Genomic DNA, 18,069 nt, shown 5'->3' with positions numbered 1-18,069 from the left:
TTCCTTATCAATACGTCCGGGATGCCCAAAACTCGGTCAGGCATTTCCAGGTCAGTTCCCGCGTTGAATGAAGTTGTAATCCCGCATGGTTCAGGCCAGATCCAATCCCAACCGATAGCATTCCCGCCGCGTTAATCGCCTCAACGCCTGCAGGTGCATCTTCGATGCCAATGGCCTCTTCAGGACGCACATTCAGGCCTGCACAGGCGGCGAGGAAGATCTCCGGGTCCGGCTTCGAACAGATAATCAGGGAAGCATCAGCACAAAATCAAAAGCGTGCTGAATGCCCAGGGCACGCAATATGCCAGGGGCATTCAGGGAAACGGAGGCGAGCCCAATTTTGACGTTCGCCGCACGGATATCCGCCAGCACGTCGCGAATACCGGGAAGCAGTGAATCTTCCGTCAGTGACGCCAGAGACTGGACATAGCGCGCGTTTTTTTTCGTCGCCAGCGCAAGGCGCTGCTCATCGCTAAACATCCCCTCTTTCCCGCCATGCTTCAGGATGCGCTGAAGAGAATCCATACGGCTAATGCCCTTCAGCTGTTCGTTAAACACGTCGTCGAAGGTGATGCCGATCTCCTCCGCCACTGCACGCCAGGCCAAAAAATGGAGGTGTGCGGTATCGGTGATCACACCGTCCAGATCGAATACAACAGCCTTAAGCGTCATGGCGCACCTCCGTGGTAGCGGTCCCATTTACAGATGCAAGAAAGTCCTTATAGGCGCAAACTTTATGCCCCGATACGTGAAGCGTTTTGCCCCACAGCGTCAGCGTGGCAGGTGCCGAAGCTTCAATGGTTAAAACCTCGTTTTCATACGTAAAATGCAGCGTTGCGTTCCGCCAGCGCAGGGGGAAAGCAAGTCTTCGCCAGTGGGCCGGCAACCTGGGCGCAAGGTGCAGCTCCCCTTCCACAATCTGCATACCGGCAAAGCCCTGAATGACGCCGGACCAGATCGCGCCGGTCGCAGCGGCGTGAATCCCGTCATCGCAGCTGTGCGGATCGTCCCCAAGGTCAATGGCGACGCCATCACGCCAGAAGGCGTAGGCACCCTCGGTGTCACCACAGCGGGCGGTCACAATGCCGTGAATGGCCTTGCTCAGTGAAGAGTCATGGATCGTGCGGGGCTCGTAGAACGCCAGATTGGCGGCACATTGCTGCGGGGTAAACCGCTCCGGCAACAGGTAGGTAAGCATCACCACATCAGCCTGCTTAAGGATCTGCATCTCGTTGACTTCCGCGCGGGAATAATCGAGCAGAATGGTCTGCTTACCCGCTTTCGCTTTATAGCGGCTCAGGTCAATGGCAGGTTTCGCCATGAAGGTATCATCCTGCGGGATCACACCGTCTGAATTGGCCTCCGGCAGCCATAAGCGCGTCAGGAACCGTGTGGCATTCTGCGTAAAACCGTCATCCTCGCGCCCAAACATCGCCATAAACCGGCGAGCGCAGGCAACGTTATGCCAGGCCAGATAGTTGGTATACGCGTTGTTGTTCACATGCTCGGTGTATTCGTCCGGTCCGATGACGTCATGGATTTCGAGACGGCCATTCATTTCCGTTGCGCGTCCCATCCAGAACGCAGCGGTTTCCATCAGCAGAGTCAGGCCTTCATTTCGCATAAAGGCATCATCGTGCGTCGCCTGCCAGTAAGCGACGACGGCCCAGGCAATGTCCGCCACGATGTGGTGTTCCGCCAGCGCGGAGGCCACCCTCTGGCGCGTGCCGGTTCGGATGTTGATCGCCGCGAACTCCGGCGTCTCTTCCAGCCCGCTGGCGGCGCTTTCCCATGGGAATAACGCGCCGGGCCAGCCGTTGCGACGGGCTTTTTCCCGCGCACCGGCCAGGTTGAGCCAACGATAACGCAGCAGGCTACGGGCGATTTGGGGACGCGTGAAGAGATGGAAAGGCAGCAGGAAAATTTCGGTATCCCAGAAGACGTGGCCTTTATACCCCTCGCCCGTCAGCCCTTTGGCGGCGATACTGCTTCGCTCATCATGGGCAGGCGTCATGGTCGTCAAATGCCAGACGGCGTAATCCAGCGCCATCTGATCCTGATACTCCGTAGAGTCCACTTGCACCCGAGCGTTACGCCAGACCTCTTCCCAGGCATACGATGAACTCTCAAGCAACGCGTCGTAGCCTCTTGCCGCACAGACCTTAAGGTCGGCCAGCGCGTTGCGAGCGAAAGAGGCCTGCGACAGTGCTTTATCACTGCGATGCGTCACCCAGACGATTTTCTCGAGCGTGACAGTGTCACCCTTCGCAATTTTCAGCGCATGATGAACGCTGAGACGACGATTTTTGGCGGTGAAACAGCTGTCGCTCTTCGCAGAGAGCTGACAAAACGCCGAAACAACAATTTCTGACGCACGGTCCTGCGTTTCATACACGCCCTGCATGTATTGCTGGTCAAACACTCTGACCGACATTTCATCCAGATGCTGTCTGCCGCTGTTCGTTTGCGTTGCATCAATGCCGGTTTTCAGCACGGCCTGCGTGGCGGCATCAAGCGGTGTGATCGAAAGCTGCATGGCCACCAGGGGCAACTGGTCAAGCGACACAAAACGACGACTTTCCAGACGATAGCGTTTTCCGTCAGGCAAGCGCCAGACGACGCTGCGACGAAGTTCGCCATTGGCAAACGCCAGCTCGCGCTGCCACTCAAGAATTTCGCCTGACAGGAGCGTGAAATTGACGCCATCCAGCTCAACATCAATACCGGTGACATCCGGCAGATTGATCAGCTCAGTGGTCTCGTTACGACCCGTCTGATGATAGAGACCCGCAAGATACATGCCTCGGGTTTGCTGGGTGTAATCTTCTTCATGCGCAGCGCGGATCCCCATGTAGCCATTACCGCAGGCCATGATGGAGGCGTATTTATTCAGGCTGTGTGGACAAAAGCCCGGGTCGGTTAATACAGACACGTTTAGCATAACGTCACGCTTTCCCCTGTTTCTGCTGATTCATACAGCGCGGCGACAAGCTGCTGGATAACCAGCCCCTGCTCCGCATCAGCGATCATGACGGGTTCTCCCTGCACGTGGCGCACGAAGGCATCCATACTGCGCAGGTGGCGTTGGTCGTCCGCCTCTTCGCGCTGGGTAAGGGTTTGTAAAACACCGGCTTCGTCGTTATAGACGTGCGCCGGAAACAGCGTTGCCCCTGCCTTTTCACCGCAGAATGCGACGTTCATGATGGACTGTTCGCGAATGTTAAGCGCAAAGGAGGTATCCAGACGCAGAAGGCCACCGTTGCAGAATTCAATCGTGCCAAACAGGGCATCTTCCACGGTAAACTGCGTGGGATCCCACTCGCCAAACTGACCGGTACTTTTACGGTTTCCCAGCTTCCGGAAGCTATGCGCGGTCACCCGTTTTACCGCCGGGAACCCCAGAACATACATTGCGGCATCAAGCATATGGATGCCGATATCAATCAGTGGCCCACCGCCCTGTAGCGCTTTGTTGGTAAAGACGCCCCAGCCAGGAACCCCGCAGCGCCGTAGCGCCTGCGCCGTGGTGTAATAAATTTCCCCCAGCGCGCCCTTCATCACAGCCTCACGCAGCAGTTGCGTATCGAGAGCAAAACGATGGTGAAAATCATACGCCAGCACTTTTCCCGCCTTGCGCGCGGCCATGCGCATCCGATCGGCCTCCTGCGGCGTCATAGCAGGTGGTTTTTCACACATCACGTGGCAGCCCGCTTCAAGCGCGGCCATGACGTGCTCGAAATGGAACCGGTTAGGCGAACAGACGCTCACCACATCCGGCTTAACCGCCTCGAACATTTCTCGCGCATCCTGCCATACAGAGGGAATACCATAACGTTCCGCGAACGCCTGTGCCTGCTCAAGGCGGCTGTCCATGACAGCCACCATCTGAACATCACTGCGCGTGGCGTAATACGAGGCATGCACTTTGTCCGCGACCTGCCCGGCACCAATAATGGCGACGCGCAGCGGCGAAGGTGTAGAAGCACTCATCACGCTCGTCATCCTTAGCATTCACGCAGATAAGTGAGCGAGTCCTGGTATGCCTGAGCCGGATCCTCGGCGCGCACACGGCACTCATACACTACGTAACCCTGGTAATTATCCGCACGCAGCTGCTCGAACAGGCTGGCAAAATCGAGGCTGCCGCTTCCAGGCTGATAGCGGTGGTTATCTGCAATGTGCACATGACCCAGCAGATCGCGGTGCTGATGCAGCGCATCCGTCAGAGAGTCTTCTTCGATGTTCATATGATAGAAATCGCCGATGATCTGCACGTGCTTCAGGCCGTTCTCTTCGATATAGCGGCGCGCGTCAGCCAGGGTGTTGATCATATGATCCTGATAGCGGTTCAGCGGCTCCAGGTAGACGGTCGTGCCGGTGCGAGCCGCCACCTCATCCAGCCAGCGCAGGGAGGCGCTTACGGCTTTGCGATCGCCGTCCAGGCTGCGCGGCGAGGTCATTGGCGGCAGACGGAAGGTAAACATTCCCCAGGCAGCAGGCACGATAATGCCCTTGCCGCCTACTTCAGCCAGCGCTTCCAGAATGCGCTCGATTTGCTTTAACCCGTTCAGACGACGTTCTTCGATGAAGTCGCCAATCCAGCCATCGTATCCACCGCAGGCCGTCGTCACCGGCAGACCGGTGGCTTTGATAGCGGCTTTTACGTCGTCGAGGTTTTCCACCAGCAGGCGGCCGTCAATTTCATAGCCATCAAAACCCATCGCTTTGATGTACTGGAATTTTTCCATGATGTTGGTTGGGAAAAAGGCCTGGTTTTGTGTTGCGATTTTCATGATGTGCTCTCCTTAGCTTAAAAAGTGACGCCCATTTTGATACTGAGTTCCGGGTGCTGATCGACATACTTCATATAGCTTTCCGGGCTGGTGGTGAAGGTCACGACCGGGTCGATCAGATCGTCACAATTCAGATAGCCGTTCATCAGCAGTTCCCAGCAGGTCTCTTCGATACGCTTGCGGCTCCAGCGCGGATAGTCCGGGTTGGGTTCGCTGCAGGCGCGGGAGAAGACAATCTTCGCGTTGTTGAAATGTGCTTCGCGGCCGAGGTTAAAGCCTTCCGCGAACGGTTTTGCGAAGGCGACATAGGAGATGGTGCCGCCGTAGGCCAGTCCGCGCAGCGCGGATTGCAGTGCATCCGCAAATCCGCTGGTTTCGATGATCACATCCGCACCCTGCTTACCGGTCAGCTTCTTAATTTCCAGCCCCACATCGGTACCGATTGGGTTCAGGCAGTGATCCGCACCGTGACGGCGCGCGATCTCGCAGCGGTGTTCGATAGGATCGACGCCGATAACGACGGACGCCCCGGCTTTTTTCGCCAGCTGAATCGCAATTTGCCCGATGGCCCCCAGACCGACTACGACCACAAAGTCGCCCACGCGGACGTTGGCATCACGGACGCCGCTCATGGCGAACTGCGCTGGATCGTAGCAAACGGCGTTTTTCCAGGACGCACCCTGCGGCATTTTGCGCAGCTTGTAGTTATTAACCGCGTTAACGATGACCGTCTCCTGCAACGGACCGTAGCAGCAGACGCGATCGCCTGTCTGGTATTCCGTCACGTCTGCGCCGCATTCGATAATGTCGCCAACAATCATGTTGCCCAGCTGGAACTTACCGAATTCGATACCGCGCGCGGCACCCTCTTCACGCGGCGTGAACATCTGCCACTCTGCGTTGAACTCTTCATCAATAAACGGGCTTGCCGCGCGGAAATCCACCACTTCGGTACCGTGTTTCGGCGCGCCAAAGCGGGCCCGAATTTTCACTTCATGAACCGCAACCGGACGATCTTCATACTCCACCAGCGCCGCCACACGAGGCGCTGTCGCAACTAATTTTTTCATGACTGACTCCTTGTTAAAATTGGCCGCCTCAGCCCTTCACGCCACCGGCGGTCAAACCACTTTTAATAAAACGTTCAGACAGGGCGTACATGATGACCACCGGAAGCGCCGTCACCAGCGATGCCGCCATCATGCGACCCCAGATATAATCTGGCGTGCTAAAGAGCGTGTTCAGCCCGACCGGCAAGGTGAAATTGCTGGCGCTGGACAGGAAAATGGACGCAAACAGATAGTCGTTCCACGCCACCATGAAGCAGTAGACAAACACCGATACGAGCCCGGAAATCGCCAGCGGTACGGTGATGCGGAAGATGATTTGCAGGCGGTTCAGGCCGTCCATCATCGCGGCTTCTTCGATTTCGTCCGGGATGGTGTCGAAATAGCTGCGCAGCATGAACACCGCTGTCGGTAACGTTTGGGTCACCATGGTGATAATCAGCGCCAGCTCGGTGTCGTAGATCCCAAGGGCCGTGATGATTTTGAACAGCGGCACCACCAGCAATATCCCGGAGAACATGTAGACGGTGTAAAAACTCGCATTAATCGTCGTGCGGCCCTTAAAACGCAGTTTGGATAAAGCGTAAGCCCCCAGCGTGCCGAGAAACACGGCAATCACCGAAGAGGTCAACGACACCACCATGCTGTTTTTGAAATAGTCCACAAACGGGAAAATCAGCGGGTTAAAGATGTCCACGTAATGCTGCAGCGTCCACGCCTGCGGCAATATGGTCGGGTTAAGCGATATCGCCTCTTTCGCACTCTTAAACGACGTCATTAGCATCACGAAGAACGGAAACAGCGTGATGACCAGAAACACCGCCAGCCCAAGATAAAAACCAATACGGCTCAGTACGCGTTTATTTGTTGCCATTGAGGTTTACCCTTTTTCTGGTCAGCAGAATCACCGCGAAGATGATCACGAACAGCACGACGGAAATCGCCGCAGCCTTACCCAAATCATTGAAAGCGAATGCCGTTTTGTAGAGGTAGACGCCCAAAATATCGACCTTGGTAGTCAACAGGTAGACATCCGCAAACATGTAGAACATCCAGATAGTGCGGAGCGTCACCACCGTTGCCAGCACCGGCATAATCGCGGGCAGCGTGACGATTCGAAAACGCTGCCAGGCATTCGCGCCGTCCATTTCAGCCGCTTCATACAGCGACTTATCAATGGTCTGCAAAATCGCCAGGAACGAAATGAACGCGTACGGGAAGTAACGCCAGATGGCGAACAGCACCACCAGTACAAAACTGCTGCCAGGATTGTCGAACCACAGGGGCGCCTGGTCATACAGATGCAGCAGGTCAACGCCCAGATAGTTCACAATGCCGTAGCCGTTGTTGAACATGTATTTCCATGCAAACACCAGCGAAATGGACGGGGTGACGTAGGACAAAATCACCAGTGAACGTGCCGTTTTCCGCAGACGAAACTCACGGTTAAAGAAGACCGCAACAGCCAGCCCCAACCCCGTGCTGCCGATCACCACCAGCGCGGTGTACCAGAACGTCATCCACAGCGAGTGCCAGAACGCAGCATCCCCGAGAATGCGGATGTAGTTATCGAGCCCGACGAACACCGCATCAATACGCGGGTTAAGCGGTAGTCGTAAAAAACTGATTTCAATATTGGAAATCATTGGCCAGGCCACCAGGCCCCCCAGCAAAATCAGGCTGGGGGCCAACAGCAGCATGGCGAAAGGCATATCTGAACGACCAGAAAACAACGTCTTCATAATTTCCTTCCGCAGAGCGCTCCTATCGTTGTGAAATCAGATCAGTCAGCCGCTTCTGGCTGTCACTAAGCGTGTTGCTGAGATCGTGTTTTCCCACCGTGACGTTATGCACCATGGAACTGATAATGCCGGACCCGGTTACATCGCCCATTCGAGTGAAGTTTTTGTCGCCCACGGCGCCAAAGACCTGCACGTTCGGGAACTGCGCAATCAGTTCGTAAGGCAGTTGCCCAAACGCTTTAATCACATCGTTGTTTTTCCAGGTATCGGTGCCCACCACCAGCTTGTTCACCGGCAGTGCCGCGCCAGGCGACATCATGACCCAGTCGGTTGCGTTTTGAGCCTGCTCCATCCATGTGACAAACTTTTCAGCCGCCTGAGTTTCTTCTTCGGTTTGACCGGTGGTAATCGTCAGCGACGTGACCATGCCGTAAACAGCAGAAGATGTTTCTGTTGGGACGACGAAGCCCAGGTTGGCAGGATTTCCATCCTGGAATACCGCCGGCAGGATGTAGGTGGAATAAACCGCCATCGGCGCGGAACCGTTCATGAAGGCATCTTTGATCTCCATGACGTCGTTTGAACCCGGCATAGTGGTCGCGGCAAGGGCTTTATAAAACGCCAGGGCTTTTGCCATTTCAGGGGTTTCAATGTTGACGTCCCCATTGGCATCAAAAACGTTCGCGCCGCCGGAAAGCGCAAACTGGGAGAATGCCTGCTCTGTCATCACGCTTTCCGCGGTAGGCAGCGCAATGCCGTAACGTTTTTTGGCCGGGTTGTTAAGGCTCTGGGTGGCTTTCAGCAGCTGTTCCCAGTTATGCGGCTCCTGGATACCCACCGCAGCAAGCACATCTTTGTGATACCAGACGCCAGATAGCCAGGCACTGACTGGCACCCCTGTCCAGGCAGAACCGTCTTCCGTACGAACAACACGCAAAATGCCGTCATAGAAGGTGTTTTCGCCTACTGCTTTAATGGCTTCACCGATAGCCTTGCGATCCAGCAGTTGCTCTTTGTCCATGACTTTCGCGTAGTCATGGCTGACTTCTATCACCTCAGGCAGCGCGCCCGTTCTGGCGAGCGTAATGACCTTGGTGTTGTAGGCATCCTCTTCTACCGGCACCTGTTTCACCGTGATGCCAGGGTTCTCTTTCTCGAATTTTTCGATCAGCTTCGTGATAACCGCCTGACGCTCCTGCTCGACCGATGAGTGCATAAACTCAATGGTGACAGCAGACTTTTTGTCATCCTTGCAGCCTGATAATAAGGCGCACGAAACCAGTGCTGATATCAGCACAATTCTGGGCATTTTCATTTTTAAGGTCCTTTTTAGTTTTCTTTAATCCACAACACCTGCCATGGATGTAGGGTCAGCGTTTTATCTGTAATATTTTCTCCGGTAATCAACTCCGCCCCGGACTGAATATCGGACTCCACCGTTTTAATACCATCGCTGAAATTAAACAACGCCGTTATTCTCTCGCCACAATCCGCAATACGAACGATTTTTAAAATATGTTCACCACACGCGCTAAAATAAGCCTCACTGTCAGGATGGAATGCTTTTTCCGCCCGACGCAGCGAGATTAGCTGACTTAACGCACAATAGACCTGATAACGAAGGCTATTTTTATCTTCAAGCACGCTATCAATTTGTCCTGCAGCGTATTTCTCACGATTTATTGCGCGGTTGTATCCCAGGCGTTCAACACCTGCATAATCATTACGCGAGCCGAGAATACTCTGGATATAAACCGCAGGCACCCCGGGGAAGCTTAAGAGGACGGCATGCGCCAGAATAAACCGGGCAATCCGATGGCTATCAAGGCTGTCACGCGTACTTAATGCATCCAGATAGGTCACGTTAATTTCATAAGGGCTGCGTGTACCATCCGGGTTATTTTTCCAGTTAACCAACGCCCCTTCAGCCTGAAGTTTCTCCACCAGTGAGAGGATTTCCGACTCAGGTAAAATGCCGCGTAACGGATTCAGACCAATCCCGTCATGCGAGGCCAGGAAGTTAAACCAGGTGGTTTTCGTGGAAGGCAGCGTCAGCGACGCTGCCCACTGGCTCAGCGTTCGGACGTCTTGACAATGCACGGCATGCAGCACCAGCGGGGGCAATGAGAACTGATAAACCATCTGCGCTTCATTTTCACCGTCACCGAAGTAAGCAACGTTATCTTTATGCGGAACGTTCGTCTCGGTGATAATCACCGTCCCCGGGGCGACAGCCTCGGTAATGGCGCGGAAAAGCTGGATGAGCTGGTGGGTTTGCTCAAGGTGGATGCAGTTTGTTCCGGGTATTTTCCACATGAATCCCACAGCATCCAGCCGAATGTATCGCGCCCCTTCAATCAGGTAATGCAGCAGCACGTCGACCATCGCGATCAGCACCTGCGGAGAGGCGAAATTGAGATCAACCTGGTCCTCGCTGAAGGTGGTCCACAGGTGTCGTACGCTGCCATCATGCAGCGTGAAAGGCGTAAGAAGCGGTAAGGCGCGCGGACGCGTCACTGCGGATAAGTCTGTTTCAGGATCGACAGAAATAAAGAAATCGTCATATCCTGGCGTTTGCTTCAGGTAATTAGCGAACCATTTGCTTTTAGCTGACATGTGGTTGCAGACGAAATCAAACATTAAGCTGGTTGACTGTTTTAATTCAGCGACATCTCGCCACGTACCTGTTTCAGGCGCAACCTCATGATAATCAATAACTGAAAACCCGTCGTCCGAAGACCACGGATAAAAAGGTAAGAGATGGACATGAGAAAAAGAATGAGAAAGCCATTTGTTATAAAAACGTGTAAAAACTGGTAGCGCCTTCTCCCCTTTCGATGAAAACTGATCGGCATAGGTAATCAGAACAACATCTTTTTCATCCCAGGCCATCTTACGTTTTTCTGTAATAACAGAAGCGGCCTTTCCGATATTTTCCAGCAGCACATTAAGATGGGCTTCAGAAAATGTTTCCCCGTAAACAAGATTAATCAATTCTTTAATTTTTGTATTCATTTCACTTTCCATGGTAGCGGTCCCACGAAGTGGCAATCTACTCCCATGGAAAATATCTGTCAACGGACCAGGGAGGAGAAAAAGGTGTTTGCAAAGCAGCTCAGCGCAATAGTGTGAGCTGCCGCAAAAAAAGCACGGGGAAAAGAGAAAATGCGGTTAACCGTCGCCAGTCCCTCTCCCGGAAGGGAAAGGGCTAACGCCAGCGGGACTTATTGGGATAAGTAGCGGCGAGAAAGCCGTTTTGCCACCTTTTGCAACAGCGGTTCGAGCGCCACGGCCAGCACCATTCTGACCGGCTTGCGGGCAACGGATTTTATCGCCCAACCCGCCACACCTGCCGGGCCGAACCGTAATGCGGTCAGCAGGACCAGTTTGCCTGCGATTTTCAGGCCGGGTTTTACCTTCTGACCGGCCTGTTGCCAGTGTTGTTTCATCTCATCTCTCTCTTAAAGCTGACGAAAACGACTTCTCAGCGTAAAGGTATCCGACGTGACATAGCGTTCCATTTCCCGTAGCCGCTTCTCACCGGCGGCGAGTTGCTCATCAACCGCATTGAGAAGATCGCTGCTGGTGGGGGCACCTTCCGCAGCCAGTTCTCCTTCCGGCATCGGGTCAAGAACAAACGACAGGACGATATAAGCCACCAGGGTAATAAATGCCAGACCAAAGAAGATCGATAGCACCGTGACCACGCGTACCAGTTTAACCGGGACATCAAGATAATGAGCCAGCCCGGCACAAACGCCGCGCACCATGCCCTGCTGTGGAATACGCCACAACTTTTTATTCAGATTCAGTCCAGACATTAACGGTCCCTCCAGTTTGGATGTTCGGCATCCAGGATGGCTTCCAGCGCCTGAATGCGTTCGCGCATTTTGTTCGCCTCATCGGAGAGCTGTACCAGACGCTGTTGTTCACTCTGGGAAAGTTCGCCCCGTGAAGAACGGTTGCTGTAGTGCAGCCATAGCCAAATCGGCAAAACGAACAGCACGAAAATTGTCAGGGGAATGGCCAGAAAAAGCGCGCTCATGTGTACTCCTTGTCTTACGATGCGGCACGCTCAGGTGCCGCAGGAATTATTATTGGTTGTCTTGCTTCATTTTGGCTTTCAGTGCCGCCAGCTGTTCGCTGATTTCATCATCGGCCTTAAGATCGGCAAACTGTTGATCCAGCGACTTCTGCTTACCGATGCCGTGGCTTTCGGCTTCGGCTTCCATATGGTCAATGCGACGTTCAAACGATTCAAAACGCGCCATCGCTTCATCAAGCTTACCGCTGTCCAGCTGACGACGCACGTCGCGGGAGGAGCTAGCCGCCTGGTGACGCAGGGTCAGCGCCTGCTGACGCGCGCGGGTTTCGCTCAGTTTGTTTTCAAGCTCACCAATCTCTTTCTTCATGCGGGTGAGCGTGTCATCCACCAGCGTCACTTCATGCTCGAGCGTCGCGACCATATCGGCCAGCTTCTGTTTTTCGATCAGCGCCGCACGGGCCAGATCCTCTTTGTCTTTGCGCAGCGCAAGTTCCGCTTTTTCCTGCCACTCGTTCAGCTGAGCGGTAGCTTGTTCAATGCGACGCGAAAGCTGTTTTTTCTCCGCCAGCGCGCGGGCGGAGGTAGAACGCACTTCCACCAGCGTGTCTTCCATTTCCTGAATCATCAGACGTACCAGCTTCTGCGGATCTTCCGCTTTCTCAAGCAGTGAGTTGATGTTGGCGTTCACGATGTCGGCAAAACGAGAAAAAATACCCATAATCTAATCCTCATAGTTCTGTTATCGGGCTATGCCCTGCTGTACAGATAATACAAACATCATGCCAACTTTTTATCTTATTGATTTAACTGAGACTGATTGATTTTCATGCAGTAAAGCACTACTCTTACCTGGTGAATATCGCTAAGGAGTGGTTAATTTCATCATGCCTGGATACAAAGACAATTTACTCGGTGAAGCAAACAGTTTTCTGGAAGTGCTGGAACAGGTCTCTCGCCTGGCGCCGCTCGATAAACCGGTGCTGATCGTCGGTGAACGCGGAACGGGGAAGGAGCTGATAGCCAACCGTCTGCATTATTTATCCGGGCGCTGGGATGGCCCCTTCATTTCCCTTAACTGCGCGGCGCTGAATGAAAACCTGCTCGACACCGAGCTCTTCGGCCATGAAGCGGGTGCGTTTACCGGTGCCCAGAAACGCCATCCCGGACGCTTTGAGCGCGCCGACGGCGGTACGCTGTTTCTTGATGAACTGGCCACCGCCCCCATGCTGGTGCAGGAAAAACTGCTGCGCGTGATTGAGTACGGCGAGCTGGAACGCGTCGGCGGTAGCCAGCCGCTGCAGGTTAACGTGCGCCTGGTGTGCGCCACGAACGCCAACCTGCCGGAGATGGTGGCGGAGGAGAAATTCCGTGCCGACCTGCTTGACCGCCTGGCCTTTGACGTCGTTCAGCTTCCTCCGCTGCGCGAGCGCAAAAGCGACATCATGCTGCTGGCAGACCAGTTTGCGATTCAGATGTGCCGCGAGCTCGGGCTGCCGCTGTTCCCCGGCTTCAGCGATTATGCGCAGGAGACGCTGCTTGCTTACCACTGGCCGGGAAATATCCGTGAACTGAAAAACGTCGTGGAACGTTCCGTCTATCGTCACGGCAGCAGCGAGACGGAGCTGGACAACATCATTATCGATCCTTTTCAGCGCGGTGCATCGCCGCTGTCCGCACCGCCGTCCTCAGGCGATGTCCCCTCTCTCCCCCTTGATTTACGCCAGTTTCAGAACGACCAGGAGAAACAGCTGCTGGAACAAAGCCTGAAGGCGGCGAAATATAACCAGAAACGGGCGGCTGAACTGCTGGGGCTGACCTACCATCAGTTAAGGGCATTGCTCAAAAAGCATCAAATGCGCTGACAATATCAGCACTTACCCGCAGACATTTTTACGAAGCAGGCGTAAGTGCGATACACTTTGCAGATCGAACCTAAAAACCTTAAAAATTATGCGTCTGGTTTTATCGTCCTTTTTTGCACTCGGTCTGTTTAGCAGCCTGGCCTTTGCCGCGCCCGGGCTAACTCCGCAGCCTGACATTCGCGACAGCGGCTTCGTCTATTGCGTAAGCGGCCAGGTGGATACCTTCAACCCGCAAAAAGCGGGCAGCGGCCTGATCGTGGATACCCTGGCCGCGCAGCTTTACGACCGTCTGCTTGATGTTGACCCATACACCTACCGTCTGGTGCCTGAGCTTGCGGAAAGCTGGGAAGTGCTGGATAACGGCGCAACCTACCGTTTTCACCTGCGCAATGACGTCGCATTTCAGCGTACACCGTGGTTTACCCCCACGCGCAAGCTGAACGCAGATGACGTGGTCTTCACCTTCCAGCGTATCTTTAACCGCAACCATCCGTGGCATAACGTTAACGGCAGCAACTTCCCCTATTTCGACAGCCTGCAGTTTGCCGACACCGTCAAAAGCGTGCGTAAGCTGGATAACCGGACGGTCGAATTTACGCTGACGCGCCCGGATGCCTCCTTCCTCTGGCACCTGGCGACCCACTATGCATCAGTCATGTCCGCTGAATACGCGGCAAACCTGACGAAAAAGGATCGTCAGGAGTTAATCGATCGTCAGCCGGTCGGCACCGGTCCCTTCCAGCTGGGCGAATACCGCGCCGGGCAATATATTCGTCTGCAGCGCCATGAGCATTTCTGGCGCGGCACCCCGCTGATGCCGCAGGTGGTTGTCGATCTCGGCTCTGGCGGAACAGGACGTCTGTCGAAACTGCTCACCGGGGAATGCGACGTGCTCGCCTGGCCCGCGGCCAGCCAGCTCACCATTTTGCGCGACGATCCGCGCCTGCGCCTGACGTTACGCCCCGGCATGAATATCGCTTATCTGGCCTTTAACACGGATAAGCCGCCGTTGAATAACCCTGCCGTGCGCCACGCTCTGGCGCTGGCGATTAACAACCAGCGTTTGATGCAGTCGATCTACTACGGCACGGCGGAGACAGCCGCCTCAATTTTACCGCGCGCCTCGTGGGCCTATGACGGTGAAGCTAAAATTACGGAATACAATCCGGCAAAAGCGCGTGAACAGCTTAAAGCGCTGGGGGCGGAAAACCTCACGCTGCAGCTTTGGGTGCCAACCAGTTCCCAGGCGTGGAACCCGAGCCCGCTCAAGACCGCCGAACTGCTGCAGGCGGATATGGCGCAGGTGGGCGTCAAAGTGATCATCGTACCGGTTGAAGGCCGTTTCCAGGAGGCGCGCCTGATGGACATGAATCATGATTTAACCCTGACCGGCTGGGCGACCGACAGTAACGATCCGGACAGCTTCTTCCGGCCGCTGCTGAGCTGTGCGGCGATAAACTCGCAGACCAACTACGCCCACTGGTGTAACCGGGAGTTTGACGCCGTGCTGCAAAAAGCGCTGGCTTCCCAGCAGCTGGCCTCGCGTATTGACGCCTATGATGAAGCGCAGAAGATCCTTGCCCAGGAACTGCCGGTGCTGCCGCTAGCCTCTTCCCTGCGTCTTCAGGCCTATCGTTATGATATCAAAGGTCTGGTGCTGAGTCCGTTTGGCAACGCCTCGTTCGCCGGCGTGTCGCGTGAAAAAGAACAAGAGGTGAAAAAACCATGATTATTTTTACCTTACGTCGGCTCCTTTTGCTGCTGGTGACGCTCTTTTTCCTGAACTTTGTCGGCTTCAGCCTGAGCTATTTCACGCCCCACGCCCCGCTCCAGGGGTCGTCGCTATGGGATGCCTGGCTCTTCTGGTTTAACGGGCTGCTGCACTGGGATTTCGGCGTGTCCAGCATTAACGGGCAGCTCATTTCCGAGCAGCTGAAAGAGGTGTTCCCGGCCACGATGGAGCTGTGCATTCTGGCCTTCGGTTTTGCCCTGATGGTTGGCATTCCTGTGGGCATGCTGGCCGGGATCTATCGCAATAAATGGCAGGATAAGTTTATCAGCGCCCTCGCCCTGCTCGGCTTCTCAATCCCGGTATTCTGGCTGGCGCTGCTGCTGACACTTTTCTTCTCGCTGACGATGGGCTGGCTGCCGGTTTCGGGTCGTTTTGACCTGCTCTATACGGTTAAAACGGTGACGGGTTTTGCCATCATCGACGCGTGGCTTTCCGACTCGATGTGGCGCCATGAGATGATCGTCAGCGCCCTGCGCCATATGGTATTGCCGGTGCTAACGCTGGCGGTTGCGCCGACAACCGAAGTAATCCGTCTGATGCGCCTGAGCACTATTGAGGTATTTGACCAGAACTACGTCAAAGCTGCCGCCACGCGCGGGTTGTCACGCCTGACCATACTGCGCCGCAACGTCCTGCACAACGCGCTGCCGCCGGTTATTCCGCGTCTGGGATTACAGTTTTCCACCATGCTGACGCTGGCAATGATCACCGAGATGGTCTTTAGCTGGCCAGGCCTGGGGCGATGGCTGATTAACGCCATCCGCCAGCAGGACTACGCCGCTATTTCTGCGGGTGTGATGGTGATTGGTTCGCTGGTCATTATTGTTAACGTGTTGTCCGATATTCTGGGTGCCATGGCCAACCCATTGAAGCATAAGGAATGGTATGCCTTACGATAGCGTATACAGTGAAAAGCGCACGCCCGGTGTGCTGCGCACCGTGTGGCGTAAATTCTATGGTGATACCACGGCAATGATCGGCCTTTACGGCTGTGCCGGCCTGGCGTTGCTTTGCGTCTTTGGCTCGTGGTTTGCGCCGTATGGTATCGACCAGCAGTTCCTTGGCTATCAGCTGCTGCCGCCGTCCTGGTCGCGCTACGGCGAAGTCTCTTTCTTCCTGGGAACGGACGACCTCGGACGTGACGTGTTGAGCCGCCTGCTGAGCGGTGCAGCCCCGACGGTGGGCGGCGCATTTGTGGTGACGCTCGCGGCAACGATCTGTGGGCTGGCGCTCGGTATTTTTGCGGGATCTACGCATGGCCTGCGTTCGGCGGTGCTTAACCACATTCTGGATACGCTGCTGTCGATTCCGTCTCTGCTGCTGGCGATCATTGTTGTTGCCTTTGCCGGTCCGCATCTGTCACATGCCATGTTCGCCGTCTGGCTGGCTATCCTGCCCCGCATCGTGCGCTCGGTTTACAGCATGGTGCATGATGAGCTGGAAAAAGAGTACGTCGTCGCAGCGCGTCTGGACGGCGCGACGACCTTCAACATTCTGTGGTTTGCCGTGCTGCCAAACATCGCCGCCGGGCTGGTCACTGAGATCACCCGCGCCCTGTCGATGGCGATCCTGGACATCGCGGCGCTCGGCTTCCTCGACCTCGGCGCGCAGCTGCCGTCGCCAGAATGGGGCGCGATGCTCGGCGACGCGCTGGAACTCATCTACGTGGCTCCGTGGACGGTCATGCTGCCGGGTGCGGCCATTATGGTGAGCGTGCTGCTCGTCAACCTGCTGGGCGACGGTATTCGCCGTGCAATCAACGCGGGGGTGCAATAATGCCGCTTCTTGATATTCGCAACCTCACCATCGAATTCAAAACCGGTGAAGGCTGGGTTAAAGCCGTCGATCGCATCAGTATTACCCTCGCGGAGGGTGAAATTCGCGGGCTGGTAGGTGAATCCGGCTCAGGCAAAAGCCTGATAGCCAAGGCTATCTGCGGCGTGGCGAAAGACAACTGGCGCGTGACTGCAGACCGTATGCGTTTTGATGATATCGATCTGCTGCGCCTCTCCCCCCGCGAACGGCGCAAGCTGGTCGGGCATAACGTCTCGATGATTTTCCAGGAGCCGCAGTCCTGTCTCGACCCGTCAGAGCGCGTGGGTAAACAGCTCATGCAGAACATTCCCGGGTGGACCTATAAAGGCCGCTGGTGGCAACGCGTTGGCTGGCGTAAGCGTCGTGCCATCGAGCTTTTACACCGCGTCGGGATCAAAGATCACAAAGATGCGATGCGCAGCTTCCCTTATGAGCTGACCGACGGCGAATGCCAGAAAGTGATGATTGCCATCGCGCTGGCAAATCAGCCGCGTTTGCTGATTGCGGATGAGCCCACCAACGCGATGGAACCCACCACGCAGGCGCAAATTTTCCGCCTGCTGTCGCGTCTCAACCAGAATAACAACACCACCATTTTGCTGATCAGCCATGACCTGCAAATGCTCAGCAAATGGGCGGATAAAATTGACGTGATGTACTGCGGGCAAACGGTCGAAACTGCGCCGAGTGAAGATCTGATCACCGCGCCGCATCATCCGTACACGCAGGCGCTTATCCGCGCCATTCCGGATTTTGGCAGCGCCATGCCGCATAAAAGCCGCCTGAATACCCTGCCGGGGGCGATTCCGCTGCTGGAATCCTTGCCGATAGGCTGTCGTCTGGGGCCGCGGTGCCCCTATGCTCAGCGTAAATGTATCGAGACGCCACGCCTGACCGGGGCCAAAAATCATCTTTACGCCTGTCATTTCCCGCTGAACATGGAGAGAGAGTGA

General features: G+C 55.2%; 17 protein-coding genes and 1 pseudogene. 5 read left to right on the top strand and 13 right to left on the bottom strand.

Going from position 1 to position 18,069, the window contains the following annotated elements:
* Positions 1 to 7: 7 nt before the first annotated feature.
* The 13 genes and pseudogenes from pgmB to pspA all read right to left on the bottom strand — a co-directional run bounded on the left by pgmB (position 8) and on the right by pspA (position 12,365).
* Positions 8 to 672: pseudogene (gene pgmB, locus V4835_RS10865) on the bottom strand (beta-phosphoglucomutase).
* Positions 662 to 2,941 carry a glycoside hydrolase family 65 protein gene (locus V4835_RS10860; RefSeq protein ID WP_331412141.1) on the bottom strand — a complete coding sequence of 760 codons (2,280 nt, stop codon included), beginning with the start codon at positions 2,939 to 2,941 and terminating at the stop codon, positions 662 to 664. Before V4835_RS10860 ends, pgmB begins: the two are co-directional and overlap by 11 nt.
* The gene (locus V4835_RS10855) at positions 2,935 to 3,993 is read right to left on the bottom strand and encodes a Gfo/Idh/MocA family protein (RefSeq protein ID WP_331412140.1); all 1,059 of its coding nucleotides are present in this window, start codon (positions 3,991 to 3,993) and stop codon (positions 2,935 to 2,937) included. Before V4835_RS10855 ends, V4835_RS10860 begins: the two co-directional genes overlap by 7 nt.
* 11 nt (positions 3,994 to 4,004) lie before the next feature.
* Positions 4,005 to 4,793 (bottom strand): sugar phosphate isomerase/epimerase family protein, encoded by a 789-nt coding sequence (locus V4835_RS10850; RefSeq protein WP_331412139.1) that lies wholly within the window; start codon positions 4,791 to 4,793, stop codon positions 4,005 to 4,007.
* Positions 4,794 to 4,810: 17 nt separating this feature from the next.
* Complete coding sequence (locus V4835_RS10845; RefSeq protein WP_331412138.1) at positions 4,811 to 5,863, bottom strand: zinc-dependent alcohol dehydrogenase; 1,053 nt, start codon at positions 5,861 to 5,863, stop codon at positions 4,811 to 4,813.
* A gap of 28 nt (positions 5,864 to 5,891) precedes the next feature.
* Entirely contained in the window at positions 5,892 to 6,734 is an 843-nt protein-coding gene (locus V4835_RS10840; protein WP_023335920.1) for a carbohydrate ABC transporter permease, read from the bottom strand.
* A complete protein-coding gene (locus tag V4835_RS10835; RefSeq protein ID WP_063145076.1) occupies positions 6,721 to 7,602 on the bottom strand; it encodes a carbohydrate ABC transporter permease in 882 nt (293 codons plus the stop codon). The genes V4835_RS10840 and V4835_RS10835 overlap by 14 nt, the downstream gene beginning before the upstream one ends.
* A gap of 22 nt (positions 7,603 to 7,624) precedes the next feature.
* Positions 7,625 to 8,917 carry an ABC transporter substrate-binding protein gene (locus tag V4835_RS10830; protein ID WP_331412137.1) on the bottom strand — a complete coding sequence of 431 codons (1,293 nt, stop codon included), beginning with the start codon at positions 8,915 to 8,917 and terminating at the stop codon, positions 7,625 to 7,627.
* A gap of 14 nt (positions 8,918 to 8,931) precedes the next feature.
* Positions 8,932 to 10,629: a sugar phosphorylase gene (locus tag V4835_RS10825; RefSeq protein ID WP_331412136.1), complete on the bottom strand. Its 1,698-nt coding sequence runs from the start codon at positions 10,627 to 10,629 to the stop codon at positions 8,932 to 8,934.
* Between the two features lie 197 nt (positions 10,630 to 10,826).
* Positions 10,827 to 11,051 carry a phage shock protein PspD gene (gene pspD / locus V4835_RS10820; protein WP_023312043.1) on the bottom strand — a complete coding sequence of 75 codons (225 nt, stop codon included), beginning with the start codon at positions 11,049 to 11,051 and terminating at the stop codon, positions 10,827 to 10,829.
* A gap of 12 nt (positions 11,052 to 11,063) precedes the next feature.
* Positions 11,064 to 11,423: an envelope stress response membrane protein PspC gene (gene pspC / locus V4835_RS10815; protein ID WP_023617934.1), complete on the bottom strand. Its 360-nt coding sequence runs from the start codon at positions 11,421 to 11,423 to the stop codon at positions 11,064 to 11,066.
* Positions 11,423 to 11,647: an envelope stress response membrane protein PspB gene (gene pspB, locus V4835_RS10810; RefSeq protein ID WP_023312045.1), complete on the bottom strand. Its 225-nt coding sequence runs from the start codon at positions 11,645 to 11,647 to the stop codon at positions 11,423 to 11,425. The genes pspC and pspB overlap by 1 nt, the downstream gene beginning before the upstream one ends.
* Before the next feature lie 49 nt (positions 11,648 to 11,696).
* Positions 11,697 to 12,365, bottom strand: coding sequence for a phage shock protein PspA (gene pspA, locus V4835_RS10805; protein ID WP_063145071.1), 669 nt, complete (start codon positions 12,363 to 12,365; stop codon positions 11,697 to 11,699).
* Positions 12,366 to 12,531: 166 nt separating this feature from the next.
* Here pspA and pspF point away from each other — a divergent pair, with 166 nt between their 5' ends.
* From pspF to sapD, 5 genes are all read left to right on the top strand, one after another.
* Positions 12,532 to 13,509 carry a phage shock protein operon transcriptional activator gene (gene pspF, locus V4835_RS10800; RefSeq protein ID WP_331412135.1) on the top strand — a complete coding sequence of 326 codons (978 nt, stop codon included), beginning with the start codon at positions 12,532 to 12,534 and terminating at the stop codon, positions 13,507 to 13,509.
* A gap of 88 nt (positions 13,510 to 13,597) precedes the next feature.
* Positions 13,598 to 15,238 (top strand): ABC transporter substrate-binding protein SapA, encoded by a 1,641-nt coding sequence (gene sapA / locus V4835_RS10795; protein WP_331412134.1) that lies wholly within the window; start codon positions 13,598 to 13,600, stop codon positions 15,236 to 15,238.
* Positions 15,235 to 16,200, top strand: coding sequence for a putrescine export ABC transporter permease SapB (gene sapB / locus V4835_RS10790; protein WP_063145068.1), 966 nt, complete (start codon positions 15,235 to 15,237; stop codon positions 16,198 to 16,200). Before sapA ends, sapB begins: the two co-directional genes overlap by 4 nt.
* Positions 16,187 to 17,077, top strand: a complete 891-nt coding sequence (gene sapC / locus V4835_RS10785; protein ID WP_063145067.1) for a putrescine export ABC transporter permease SapC — start codon at positions 16,187 to 16,189, stop codon at positions 17,075 to 17,077. The genes sapB and sapC overlap by 14 nt, the downstream gene beginning before the upstream one ends.
* A complete protein-coding gene (gene sapD, locus V4835_RS10780) occupies positions 17,077 to 18,069 on the top strand; it encodes a putrescine export ABC transporter ATP-binding protein SapD (protein ID WP_008501228.1) in 993 nt (330 codons plus the stop codon). Before sapC ends, sapD begins: the two co-directional genes overlap by 1 nt.

It is taken from the genome of Enterobacter cloacae complex sp. CARB60 (assembly GCF_036487345.1).
Classification (GTDB): domain Bacteria; phylum Pseudomonadota; class Gammaproteobacteria; order Enterobacterales; family Enterobacteriaceae; genus Enterobacter; species Enterobacter asburiae_D.
Note: the sequence above shows the minus strand (reverse complement) of the source record. Positions and strands in the feature narration are given on the sequence as shown.